The following is an 11607-nucleotide window of genomic DNA, read 5'->3' as shown; positions in this document are numbered from 1 at the left end:
TGACATGGGCGAGATCGGGGAGTGGCGCCACCTCTGCGTCGACATGCAGCGGATGTTTTCCGAAGACACTCCGTGGCACGTTCCCTGGATGGCGCGGATCTCTCCCCAGATCGAAGAGCTTGCCGGCCGGCACCCCTCCCGGACGATCTTCACCCGCTTCGTGCCGCCCGAGCACGCGGACGCGATGCCGGGGAAATGGCGGGATTATTACCGGAAATGGTGGATGATGACCGGCGAGCATCTGCCGCGCGGCCTCGTCGATCTGGCGTCTTCGCTGGCCTTGCTCGTTCCGCCGGCAAGACACTTCGACAAGCGCACCTATTCTCCGTGGATCGACGGCCGTCTTCATGCGGTCCTTCAGGCGGAGCGGGTCGATACCCTTGTCATCACCGGCGGTGAAACAGATGTCTGCGTGCTCGCCACGACGCTTGGCGCGATCGACCTCGGCTATCGCGTCATCGTGCTGAAGGATGCGGTCTGCAGCAGCGCCGACGACACCTATGATGCATCGCTGGAACTTCTGCACGATCGGTTTTCCGTGCAGCTCGAACTCGTGGAAACGGAAGAATTTCTACGCGGCCTCGGCTGAGGCCGGCCTAAAACGGCCAGTCAGCGCACTCCCAGTTCACGATGCGATCTACGCAATTTTGCCGGCGTGACGTGATAGGCGCGCTTGAACCAGTTCACCAGATGGGCGCAATCGGTGAAACCACACTCATAGGCGATCTGGGCGATGGAGCGGTCACTGTTGAGCACCATCCACTTCGCCGCCTTGAGGCGCATCTGGCGCCAATATTCGCCGGGAGCGGCCTGCAGATGCTTCCGGAAAAGCCGGGAAAGCTCTCGTTCCGATGTACCGACGCTCGCCGCGATCTCCGCGACCGAACAAAGCTCATACATCTTCTGCCGCATCAGTCCGATCGCATTGGCGACGCGACGGTCCGCGCACTTCATGCCGAGATCCGGTTCCTCGACGGCTTCTTCCCTATCGAAGCCGTGATCGCCGAGAAGGTAGTGAAACGCCTTGTGCGCACGGGACTCCCCACAGGCGTTGGAGACCAGATACATTGCGAGCTTTATCGAGGCCAGTCCGCCCGGACAGGTGATGATGTTTCCATCGACCACGACAGGCCGGTCGGTGATGGGCGTGATGTCGGGAAAGGTCTGCCGCAACAGCCCGGCCAGGGTGAAATGGACCGCGCATCTCTTTCCGGCGAGCAGGCCCGCCTCTGCCAGCACGAAGCTTCCTGAGCAGTTGCCGGCCACCGGCACGCCTTGACGCGCCGCCGCCATGACGAAGTCGTATAGTTCCGGCGGAACCTTATGATCGGCGTGGAGTATGCCGCCGTGCACGACGATGAAGTCGTAGTCACGCGGGTCCCCATATGTCCGGCCCGGCGTCAGTTCCAGGCCGCAACTCGACCGCACCGGATGGAGATTGTGTGACAACAGCTCCCAGTCACAATAGATCCGCCGGCTGAAATCGCCTTCGTCACCTGCCAGCCGAAGAAAGTCCGTGAAGCAGGCAAGCGGCATCAGCGTGAAATTCGGCGTCGCCACGATCCCCACCCTGAGCGGTGAGGTTACATCGGGCGGCGGCTTGCTTGGCCCCGATTGAGAGTAGTCGCGCTGCAAACGAAGGTCCTCCGGGCCATCGAATTTGTCCTAAACGTACAATACCGCGGCGGCCAAGACAAATACCATGGGCGTGCATGGGGAGGCGAGGTGCCGAAGTGAGGAAACCGGCGTTCCGCCCGCCCAGCAGACAGGCCAAATGCACGAAAAGGGGAACGCAATGAGAAATCTTCTCGCAATTTCGACGGTCGCGCTGATCGCCGGCATCGTCTCCAACCCCCGCGCCGACTGCGGTTCCGTTACCGTTGCCAATATGAACTGGCAAAGCGGCGAACTTCTCGCCCATGTCGACAAGTTCATCCTCGAGCACGGCTTCGGCTGTCAGGTGGAGTTCGTGCCCGGCGATACGGTGCCGACGATCACCTCGATGGTGGAAAAGGGACAGCCGGATATTGCCGGCGAGGCCTGGGTCGACCTTGTCCCGGAGATCGTGAGACGCGGCGTCGACGAGCGCAGAATTGTAAATATCGGACCGGCCTTGTCCGACGGCGGCATCCAGGGCTGGTACATACCGAAATTCATCATCGACGCCCATCCCGAGATCAAGACGGTGGATGATGCCTTCGCCCATCCGGAGCTTTTCCCGGCACCCGAAAAGGCCGCGAAAGGCGCTGTCTTCAACGGCCCGGCGGGATCCGGCGGCTCGGTCGTCAGCGCCCAGCTTTTCAAGGCCTATGACGGCGATGCCAAAGGGTTCGAACTCGTCGATCCCGGCACCCAGGCTGGTCTCGACGGAGCCATGGCGCGCGCCTATGAGCGCAAGGAGGGATGGATGGGCTACTATTGGTCTCCGACCGCCCTTCTCGGGAAATATTCGATGGTTCGCCTGGACGCCGGCGTCCCGCACGACGGGGCGGAGTGGAAGCGCTGCAACACGGTTTCCGATTGTACCGATCCCAGGAAGAACGAGTGGCCGATGGACCACGTCGTGACGCTCGTCTCGCAACGGCTCGCGGAGAGCGGCAACACCGGGGTGGTCGATTACCTCAGCAAGAGGTCATGGAACAATCAGACCGTCAGCTCGGTCATGGCATGGATGACCGATACCCAGGCGGGCGGCGAAGATGGCGCGTTGCACTTTTTCAAGGAGCACCCCGAGATCTGGAAATCGTGGCTGAGCGCAGAAGTGGCGAAGAAAATTACGGCCGCCCTCTGAATTCCCAGTGCGCGGGCTTCATAGGCCCGCGCATTCGCACGACAGGCCAAGCCGTGGACCCCCACAGGATTCAACATGACAAGCTCCTTTCCTAAGACCTTTTCCCCAATCACGCTGGCAGGCCATAGGCTGCGCAACAGGATCGTATTCGGCGCCCACACGGCAAACATGTCCGTCAATGGACTGCCCGGTGATCAGACGATCGCCTATTATGTCGAGCGGGCGATCGGCGGCGCGTCCATGATCGTCGTCGAGCCGATGCCCGTGCATCCGGCCACCGTGCTGACGCGCGGCAATTTCCGGACATCAGACGACTCCGTCATTCCGGCCTTCCGGCGGCTGACCGATAGCGTGAAGCAGCATGGGGCAGTTATCCTCCAGCAGCTCTATCATGTCGGAAGCCATGGAGATTCCGACCTTTCGTTTCATGCGCACTGGTCGCCTTCGGGAGGGCCGAGCTACCACGATAGCGACGGTTCGCATGCGATGACGGAGGACGAGATCGAGGAAACCATCGACGCCTTCGTCAAGGCGGCGCTGCGCTGTCAGGCGGCGGGCTTCGACGGCGTCGAGGTCTGGGCTGCCTATGGCGGTCTGCTCGACCAGTTCTGGACGCCCTTCTACAATCGCCGCGACGATCGCTGGGGCGGGAGTCTCGAGAACCGGACGAGATTCTCTAGGGAAGTCCTCAGCCGCATCCGGCATGCTTGCGGCCCCGGCTTCATCATCGGGCTGACCGTCAGCGACGAGCCCGGCTGTCCGACCGCCTTGAACCGCGACCAGTTGACGGAGATCGTCGCCGGCCTCGATGGCGAGAGACTGATCGACTACGTGACCTGCGGCTCGGGCGGATATTTCGACTATGGCAGCCTGATGCCGACCTTTCTCTATCCGGAGCGGCTGGGTGCCGAGCTGTCGGCACGCCTGAAGAAGGTCGTGACGCATGCGCTGGTCACGGCGGAAAGCCATATCCGGACACCTGAAAACGCGGAGATCACGCTCGGGGAGGGGGCGGCGGACCTGGTTTCCATCGTCCGCGGCCAGATCGCCGACCCGCATCTCGCCAACAAGGCGCGCCTGGGAACGCCCGAGGATATCAGGGGCTGTCTTTCCTGCAACCAGATGTGCTGGGGCCGCCGCTCGCGCGACTATTGGATCAGCTGTCTGATCAATCCTTCCGTCGGGCGCGAAGCGGAATGGGGAGGCGACCGGTTCGAGCCTGTGGAAAATCCGCAGTTCGTATTGGTCGTCGGGGGAGGGCCGGCCGGCTTGGAAGCTGCTCGCGTGGCGGCTGAAAGAGGCCATCGCGTCGTCCTGGCGGAAGCCTCGGACCGGCTGGGCGGCGCTTTCCGCCTCGCCGGCGAGCAGCCGCGGCGAGCGCAGATACTGGACCTCATTCGCTGGTACGAGATCCGCTTCGAAAAACTCGGCGTCGAGGTCCGCTTCAATAGCTATATCGAGGGAAGCGACGTCGCTGCCATCGGCGCCGACGCGGTGATCCTGGCGACCGGATCGCTGCCGCAGGATTCCGGATTTCAGAAAGCCATGCCCGATCGCCCGGCACTCGAAGGGATCGAGCGCGGAAACGTCTTTTCCGCCGAAAGCGTCATGGCGCGCCAGGCAAGGCTCGGCAAACGTGTCATCCTCTTGGACGAAACCGGCGGCTGGAAGGGCTGCGGCACTTCCTGGAAACTCGCCGAGCAGGGGCACGAGGTCGTCCTCGTGACGCCCGATGCGCTTATCGGAAAGGAACTCCAGCGCACCTCCGCCGACGTTCCGCTGCGGCGGACCCTCAGCATGCTCGGCGTCGAATTCCGGACGGAGGCCAGTATAGAGAGCTGGCAGGGAAATTCCGCGACCCTCGTCTCCCACCTGACGGGAAAGCGTGAGACGATCGACGCCGACAGCCTCGTCTTCTCCACGACCAATGTCGCCGCCAACTGGCTCGCCCTGGAACTGGCGGAACTCGGCATCCCCTTCGTCGAAATCGGCGACGGCGTGGCGCCAAGACAGGCTCCCTTTGCTTTTTACGAGGGCCGGCGGGCCGGAATGGCGATCGGCGTCGAGAAAGAGATGCGGAGCGGGCAGGCGCTGGAAATTTCCGTGGCATAACCATAGCTGAGGACGACCTCCGGCGCGCGGCCGTCTTGTGCAGAACGGCGCAACTCAATAGGAAGGCGAGATCCGGTCCCGAAGCGGGACCGGGCCTGATACTATTGATTTTGAAGGAGAATATATTGCGCCGGGCCATTCAATTGCTGCTGACCGTCGTCATTGCATTCACCGTGCTCATCGGCTTCCGCTGGTACCGCTATGTCACCAATGTGGAAAGCCCGTATGATGAAGTCGGCATCGAGCTGAACAGCCGGATGCCCGGCCCGATCAACGCATGGGGATGCGCCACCCTTCATGCCACATTTGCCGGCGCCCTGCCGCCCTATGGCTGCCAGGATAGTGCCGATGCGGGCAAGTGGCGGTAAGCCGGAGACCCCTTAAATCCCTAAGGCCGCGCGGTGAATTCCGGATTGGCCGCGCGGCATATGACATCATGCAAACTCTGATCAGACCCTCGGCCTGACCAGAACCGATCCTCCTGGGACGAATGGAGGACCGGATATCTTCCGGCGTTTCCGGCATGTCCATTTCTTCGTCCAGCCGTGACGTCCAACCGTCCATCAAAAGTTCGTCTGACCCCATCAGCCGGCGCATCGTGCTACGAAAATCACAACGCCGGGCGATTTGAAACCTCAGGTCTGCGCGGTGGAATATTGAAATTCCGAGCACGCACATGGACCTCTCGAAGATCAAGACGCTGATCGACTTTGTCGGCCGATCGAACATTACCGAGCTGACCGTGACGGAAAAGGACGTGACGGTTCGGATTTTCAGAACGTCTCCGGGGCAGGAGGCCGCCGCTGCGATCCCGCAAGAAGCAGGACCGATAGACAGCCTTGCCCCCGATGCGCCGTCGCCCGTCGAGAAAACCGCCCATGCGGTAAAGGCGCCGGTTTTCGGCGTTCTGCACCGGGCGCCCGCGCCCGGGGAGCCGCCATTCGTCGCGATCGGCGACGAGGTGGAGGAGGGGCAGACACTCTTCATCATCGAGGCGATGAAGGTCTTCAACAAGATCGCCGCGCCGCGGGCCGGGCGCATCACGCGCCTGATCGATATCGACGGCGGCGAGATCGAGACCGGCGAACTGCTGGCGGAGATTGCCTGATGCCGGAAACCTCCGAACGAACCGCCGCTGCCGGACACCGCTTCGATACCGTGCTGATCGCCAATCGCGGCGAGATCGCCGCCCGGATCGAGCGCGCCTGCCGCGACCTCGGCCTGAAGACGGTCGCCATCTGCTCCGAGGCGGACAGGCAGGCGCCTTATATCAAGACCGCGGACGGTTTTCTCTGTATCGGCCCGTCGGCTGCCGGCAAGAGCTATCTCAATCAGGATGCGATCCTCCTCGCGGCACGCCTGACCGGCGCGGGCGCCATCCATCCCGGCTACGGTTTTCTGTCGGAGAACGCCGCATTCGCAGACGCGGTCGAAAAGGCCGGGCTGGTCTTTATCGGCCCCACGGCTTCGTCGATCGCGACCATGGGCGACAAGATCGCGGCGAAGCGGTCGATGATGGCGGCTGGCGTCCCCTGCGTTCCGGGTCCCGACACCGCGCTGCCGGACGATCCGGCTTCGGTCGAGCGCATCGCACTGGAGATCGGATATCCCGTCATCGTCAAGGCATCGGGCGGCGGCGGCGGGCGCGGCATGCGCGTCGTGCCGGAAGCCGGCCAGTTGCAGGAAGCCATCGCGCTGACGCGGGAAGAGGCGCGCAAGGCCTTCGGCTCGCCCGCCCTCTACATGGAGAAATTCCTGGAGCATCCGCGCCATATCGAGATCCAGGTCCTTTGCGACGATCACGGCAATGCAGTGTGGCTGGGGCACCGGGATTGCTCGATGCAGCGCCGCCATCAGAAGGTGGTGGAGGAGGCGCCGGCCCCGGGAATCGCGCCCGACATCATCCAGCCGGTCGGCATGGCCTGCGTGGAGGCCTGCCGCCAAATCGGCTACCGCGGCGTCGGCACCTTCGAATTCCTCTATGAAAACGGCGCTTTCTATTTCATCGAAATGAACACGCGGCTCCAGGTCGAACATCCCGTCACCGAGATGACGAGCGGGCTCGATATCGTCCAGGCGCAGATCAAGGCGGCCCAGGGAGAGGTTCTGGATCTCGCCCAGGACGACGTGGCATGCGAGGGCCATTCCTTCGAATGCCGCATCAATGCCGAAGATCCCGAAACCTTCCTGCCGTCGGCGGGCGTCATCACCCATCTGGCCTTGCCCCAGGGGCCGGGCATCCGCGTCGATACGCATATCCATGCCGGCTATAAGGTCTCGCCCTATTACGACTCGCTGATCGCCAAGCTGATCGTGCATGCGCCGACGCGGGCGAAAGCCATGGCCAGAATGTGCGAAGCGCTTGCCGGCACCGAGATCGAGGGCATCGCCACCAACCTTCCCTTCCTCAGGGCCCTGTTCGAGGACCACGCTTTCGCGCGCGGCGAGACGGATATTCATTATCTCGAGCAATGGCTGAAGCTGCGGAGGGCAGCGGCATGAGCGCGATCGATTTCAGCGATCCCGCCACCATCGCGTCCCTGACCGAGGCGCTGACGGCCGCGGGCGTGGACGGGCTGGAGATCTCCCGGCCGGACGGACAGCTGCGCATCGTCATCTCAGGGGAGGGCGGCGCCCGGATTAGCGCGACGGAGGCGACGCCGCGCGTTCCAGGATCCGCATCAGCGATCGTGAAGGCGCCGATAGCCGGACATTTCTGCGTCGAACATCCCGCCGCCCCTGTGGCGCCGCAAACTCTGCCGCGCTCCGTATCCGAAGCCGACATCCTCGGCTTCGTCAGGATAGGCCATGTGCTGCTTCCCCTTCGCGCCGGCCGCTCCGGTGTTTTGACCAAGCTGCTTGCCGAGCCAGGCGCGCTGATCGGCTTCGGTGATCCTCTGTTCGAAATCGAGTTCCCATCATGATCGTCACGACGAACAGGCATGCGCAACGCGAGATCGTTCCGGCCACCCAAAGCCGGGCGCGGGTTTCCGCAATCGGCGCCAGATCCTTCCTGCTCGAAGCGCCAGGCGATTTCGATCTTGCCGCGCAGCGACGGATCTGGGCCCTGTCCCGGACCGTCAAGGGCTGGGCGGAGCTTGCCGAGGATATTCCCGGGATGACCAACCTGCTGGTGATCTTCAAGGAGACACCGGAGGATCCCGATGCGGTGGTCGTCCGGCTGCTGGAGGCATGGGAGCATGCGCAGAGCATCGATCTCGAAGGCAAGATCATCGAAATCCCCGTCCATTACGGCGGCGAACATGCGAGCGATCTTCCCGCCCTTTGCGATCTCTCAGGCCTCAGCGACCGCGAGGTCGTGCGCATCCATCATCAAGCGACCTACCGTGTCTTCGCCTTGGGCAGCGCGCCGGGTTTCGGCTATCTGCATGGTCTCGACCCGCGCATCTACATGCCGCGAAAGACCGTGCCCTCGCTGAAGATGGCCAAGGGCTGCGTGACCATCGGCGGCATGCAGACCGGCGTCGCCATGCTGACCGGGCCGAACGGCTGGAATTCCATAGGCTTTGCGACACTTGAGATGTTCGATCCCGCCTCGCCGACGCCGGCCATGATGGCGCCGGGAGATACGGTGCGGTTCCTGCCGGCGAGGGTCGAACTATGATCGAGATCCTGGAAAGCGGCCCTTTCAACACGGTGCAGGATCTCGGCCGTCCCGGCTATCGCGATATCGGCGTATCGGCGAGCGGCGCGATGGACCCGCTTGCGGTCCGGATCGGCAATATTCTCGTCGGCAATGACGAGAATGCTGCCGTGATCGAGGTGCAGACCTTCCCGTTCCGCCTGCGTTTCGAGCGGCGCATCGCCTTTGCCGTGACCGGCGCCGACGGCAATCCCCATCTCGACGGATCGGAACTGCTTGCCTGGTGCGCCCATGTCGCCGAAGCCGGACAGGTTCTCGAATTGAAGCAGCCGCCGCGGCTGGCGCGTTCCTATGTCTCGTTCGGCGGCGGGCTGGATATCCCTGTCGTGATGGGCTCGCGCAGCACGTCGCTGCGCGGCGGCTTCGGCGGCAATGCCGGCCGGCCGCTGGCGAAGAGCGACCGGCTCATGGTCGGCGAGGATCTGGAGATTGCCATGCTGCCGGCCGCCGGCCTTGCCGTTATCGAGCCGGCGGTGGCACTGCACGAGGTCTTCCCGGCTCCCGTCGACGGCGTATTGCCGATCCGCGCGCTGCCGGCCGGCGAGCACGATTTTTTCGCGGCAGACGGCGAAGCCTTCTGGAACCAGACCTGGCGGATTTCCTCCCGAAGCGACCGGACCGGCTACCGCCTGTCCGGCGAGCCGATCACGCCGACCGCATCGATCGAGATGCGCTCCCACGGCGTGGTGCCCGGGGTGATCCAGGTTCCGCCCGGCGGCGAACCCATCGTGCAGATGAGCGATGCGAATACCGCCGGCGGATATCCGAAGATCGCCGGCGTGATCGAATGCGATCTCTGGCGGCTCGGCCAGGCCCGCATCGGCGCCCGGCTGAAATTCGTCCGCTCGACGCATGCCGAGGCCCGGGCCGTCGAACAGGCCGTCGGCCGCTACGTCGAGGATGTCAGACAAACATGCGGGATGGTCAAACGCGCCCTGAAGGCGATGGCCTGATGCGGACATGCAAGAAAGAGCCCAAGGCCATCAGAAGGAGGAACTCATGAAAATCGATCTGAATTCCGACATGGGCGAAGGATTTGGCCCCTACCGGCTGTGCGACGACGAAGCGATGATGAAGATCGTCTCCTCGGCCAACATCGCCTGCGGTTTCCACGGCGGTGATCCCGACACGATGGGGCGCATGGTCCGGCTCGCAAAGCTGAACGGCGTCGGCATCGGCGCCCATCCGGGTCTGCCCGACCGGCTCGGATTTGGCCGGCGCGAAATACCGTTCCCGGCGGACGAGCTTCGCCAGCAGATGCTCTACCAGCTCGGCGCCCTGATGGCGATCGCCAGAGCCGAGCGCGCCGCCGTCTCCCATATCAGCTTCCATGCCGCCATGGGCAATATGGTCAACCGCGACCCCGTGCTCGCCGACCTGATGATGGATGCGATCGCGACCGTCGACGCTAATCTCGTCGTCTTCGTCACGTCGGGCAGCGAGATCGAGCAGGCCGCGAAGCGGGCTCGTCTGAAGACGCTGGCGCTTTTCCTTGCGGACCGGGCCTATGACGCCGACGGCAAACTCGTTGCGCGCGGGCTGCCGGGCGCCGTCATCAAGGACGAAGCCGCGGTGCGGGCGCGTGTGCGGCAATTCCTGCTCGACGGATCCGTCCGGACGATCGACGGAGCCGTGATCGCCATGCCGGCGCGCTCCATTCTCGTCCACAGCGACACGCCCGGCGCCCTCGAACTTGCCGGCATCGTGCGCGGCGAGATCGAAGCCACGGGCGCCACGCTCGCTCCCGCCGCCGAACTTGCTGAATGATGCAATCCCGATCGCCTGAGGGCGGTCTATCGTTTCAATCCCTCATCGAAGGACCACGTCGATGTCCATCAAGGCCGACCGCCTGAAAAACGTCTCCATTTCCGCATCCGCCGCCATGACCCAGCGCGCCAGGGAACTGGCCGCCGAAGGGATCAAGGTCGTCAGCCTCTCCTCGGGCGAACCGGATTTCCCCACGCCTGCGCATGCGATCGAGGCCGCCCACGCCGCAGCGCTGGCCGGCGATACGAAATATCCGCCCATGGACGGCACGCCGGCGCTCAAAGCCGCCATCATCAGGAAGTTCAAGCGCGACAACAATCTCGACTACGACGCCAGCCAGATCGTCGTTTCCGGCGGCGGCAAGCAGGTGATCTTCAACGCCATGCTGGCAACCTGCAATCCCGGCGACGAGGTCGTCATCCCCACACCCTCCTGGGTCAGCTATGCCGATATCGTCAAATTCGCCGGCGGCGTGCCGGTCGCCGTCCCCTGCCACGAAGAGACCGGCTTCAAGCTGCGTCCCGAAGATCTGGAAGCGGCAATCACACCGCGCACCAAGTGGCTCTTCCTGAATTTCCCGAACAACCCTACCGGTGCTGCCTGCTCCCGGGCCGAGATGGCCGCCATCGCCGAAGTGATGCTGCGTCATCCCCACGTCTGGATCATGACCGACGACATCTACGAGCACCTTGTTTATGACGACTTCCAGTTCTGCACCATGGCGGAAGTCGAGCCGAGGCTCTATGAGCGCGTCCTGACGATGAACGGTGTCTCCAAGGCTTACGCGATGACGGGCTGGCGTCTCGGCTTCTGCGCCGGCCCGAAAGATCTGATCTCAGCCATCAGCAACGTCAACGGCCAGAACGGCGGCGGCATCGCGACGCTGACGCAGGCCGCGGCGACCGCAGCACTAGACGGGCCTCAAGATCTGTTGAAGGAGCGCGCTGCGATCTACAAGAAAAGACGCGACTTCGTCCTCGACAGATTGTCGGAGGTGGAAGGCCTGCGCTGCCACAAACCGGAAGGCGCTTTCTACATCTACCCCAATATATCGGGGTTGATCGGCAAGACGAGCAAGGGCGGGCGAAAGATCGAAACCGACGTCGATTTCGTCATGGCGCTGGTCGAAGAGCATCATGTCGCCACCGTGCAAGGCGCGGCTTACGGAATGAGCCCCTTCTTCCGCATTTCCTACGCCACGAGCATGGAAAAACTCGACGAAGGCTGCGCCCGCATAGCACAATTCTGCCGGGATATGCGCTGACTGACCAAG

The 11607-nt window shown here is 63.4% G+C and carries 12 protein-coding genes; 11 read left to right on the top strand and 1 reads right to left on the bottom strand.

The window, feature by feature from the left end:
• The first annotated feature begins 4 nt into the window (after nucleotides 1-4).
• Nucleotides 5-589, top strand: coding sequence for a cysteine hydrolase (locus CO670_RS05920; protein WP_097589405.1), 585 nt, complete (start codon nucleotides 5-7; stop codon nucleotides 587-589).
• A gap of 20 nt (nucleotides 590-609) precedes the next feature.
• Here the strand turns inward: CO670_RS05920 and CO670_RS05915 are convergent, their stop codons facing one another.
• Nucleotides 610-1560, bottom strand: a complete 951-nt coding sequence (locus tag CO670_RS05915; protein ID WP_245425753.1) for a helix-turn-helix domain-containing protein — start codon at nucleotides 1558-1560, stop codon at nucleotides 610-612.
• A 235-nt stretch (nucleotides 1561-1795) separates the two neighbouring features.
• On the opposite strand from CO670_RS05915, the gene CO670_RS05910 reads away from it, so the two are divergent.
• From CO670_RS05910 to CO670_RS05860, 10 genes are all read left to right on the top strand, one after another.
• Nucleotides 1796-2791: an ABC transporter substrate-binding protein gene (locus tag CO670_RS05910; protein ID WP_097589403.1), complete on the top strand. Its 996-nt coding sequence runs from the start codon at nucleotides 1796-1798 to the stop codon at nucleotides 2789-2791.
• A gap of 75 nt (nucleotides 2792-2866) precedes the next feature.
• On the top strand, nucleotides 2867-4903 hold the full coding sequence (locus CO670_RS32465; protein ID WP_141502236.1) for an FAD-dependent oxidoreductase: 2037 nt from the start codon (nucleotides 2867-2869) through the stop codon (nucleotides 4901-4903).
• 125 nt (nucleotides 4904-5028) lie between these two features.
• Nucleotides 5029-5271 (top strand): hypothetical protein, encoded by a 243-nt coding sequence (locus CO670_RS05895; RefSeq protein WP_097589401.1) that lies wholly within the window; start codon nucleotides 5029-5031, stop codon nucleotides 5269-5271.
• A gap of 308 nt (nucleotides 5272-5579) precedes the next feature.
• Nucleotides 5580-6011, top strand: coding sequence for a biotin/lipoyl-containing protein (locus tag CO670_RS05890; RefSeq protein ID WP_097589400.1), 432 nt, complete (start codon nucleotides 5580-5582; stop codon nucleotides 6009-6011).
• On the top strand, nucleotides 6011-7405 hold the full coding sequence (accC, locus tag CO670_RS05885) for an acetyl-CoA carboxylase biotin carboxylase subunit (protein ID WP_097589399.1): 1395 nt from the start codon (nucleotides 6011-6013) through the stop codon (nucleotides 7403-7405). The genes CO670_RS05890 and accC overlap by 1 nt, the downstream gene beginning before the upstream one ends.
• Nucleotides 7402-7827 carry an acetyl-CoA carboxylase gene (locus tag CO670_RS05880; protein ID WP_097589501.1) on the top strand — a complete coding sequence of 142 codons (426 nt, stop codon included), beginning with the start codon at nucleotides 7402-7404 and terminating at the stop codon, nucleotides 7825-7827. Before accC ends, CO670_RS05880 begins: the two co-directional genes overlap by 4 nt.
• On the top strand, nucleotides 7824-8528 hold the full coding sequence (pxpB, locus tag CO670_RS05875) for a 5-oxoprolinase subunit PxpB (RefSeq protein WP_097589398.1): 705 nt from the start codon (nucleotides 7824-7826) through the stop codon (nucleotides 8526-8528). The genes CO670_RS05880 and pxpB overlap by 4 nt, the downstream gene beginning before the upstream one ends.
• A complete protein-coding gene (locus CO670_RS05870; RefSeq protein ID WP_097589397.1) occupies nucleotides 8525-9520 on the top strand; it encodes a biotin-dependent carboxyltransferase family protein in 996 nt (331 codons plus the stop codon). The genes pxpB and CO670_RS05870 overlap by 4 nt, the downstream gene beginning before the upstream one ends.
• A 46-nt stretch (nucleotides 9521-9566) precedes the next feature.
• Nucleotides 9567-10334 (top strand): 5-oxoprolinase subunit PxpA, encoded by a 768-nt coding sequence (locus CO670_RS05865; protein WP_097589396.1) that lies wholly within the window; start codon nucleotides 9567-9569, stop codon nucleotides 10332-10334.
• Nucleotides 10335-10395: 61 nt separating this feature from the next.
• A complete protein-coding gene (locus CO670_RS05860; RefSeq protein ID WP_097589395.1) occupies nucleotides 10396-11598 on the top strand; it encodes a pyridoxal phosphate-dependent aminotransferase in 1203 nt (400 codons plus the stop codon).
• Nucleotides 11599-11607 lie beyond the last annotated feature (9 nt).

It is taken from the genome of Rhizobium sp. J15, from assembly GCF_002531825.1.
Taxonomy (GTDB): domain Bacteria; phylum Pseudomonadota; class Alphaproteobacteria; order Rhizobiales; family Rhizobiaceae; genus Rhizobium.
The sequence above is the reverse complement of the archived record's forward strand: the minus strand, read 5'-3'. Positions and strand labels throughout refer to the sequence as shown.

Excerpts from the sequence above, each read along its gene's own strand:
- CO670_RS05920 (WP_097589405.1), top strand. The coding sequence starts at position 5 with ATGGGCGAGATCGGGGAGTGGCGCCACCTCTGCGTCGACATGCAGCGG.
- CO670_RS05910 (WP_097589403.1), top strand. The coding sequence starts at position 1,796 with ATGAGAAATCTTCTCGCAATTTCGACGGTCGCGCTGATCGCCGGCATC.
- CO670_RS05860 (WP_097589395.1), top strand. The coding sequence starts at position 10,396 with ATGTCCATCAAGGCCGACCGCCTGAAAAACGTCTCCATTTCCGCATCC.
- accC (WP_097589399.1), top strand. The coding sequence starts at position 6,011 with ATGCCGGAAACCTCCGAACGAACCGCCGCTGCCGGACACCGCTTCGAT.
- CO670_RS05890 (WP_097589400.1), top strand. The coding sequence starts at position 5,580 with ATGGACCTCTCGAAGATCAAGACGCTGATCGACTTTGTCGGCCGATCG.
- CO670_RS05880 (WP_097589501.1), top strand. The coding sequence starts at position 7,402 with ATGAGCGCGATCGATTTCAGCGATCCCGCCACCATCGCGTCCCTGACC.
- pxpB (WP_097589398.1), top strand. The coding sequence starts at position 7,824 with ATGATCGTCACGACGAACAGGCATGCGCAACGCGAGATCGTTCCGGCC.
- CO670_RS32465 (WP_141502236.1), top strand. The coding sequence starts at position 2,867 with ATGACAAGCTCCTTTCCTAAGACCTTTTCCCCAATCACGCTGGCAGGC.
- CO670_RS05865 (WP_097589396.1), top strand. The coding sequence starts at position 9,567 with ATGAAAATCGATCTGAATTCCGACATGGGCGAAGGATTTGGCCCCTAC.
- CO670_RS05870 (WP_097589397.1), top strand. The coding sequence starts at position 8,525 with ATGATCGAGATCCTGGAAAGCGGCCCTTTCAACACGGTGCAGGATCTC.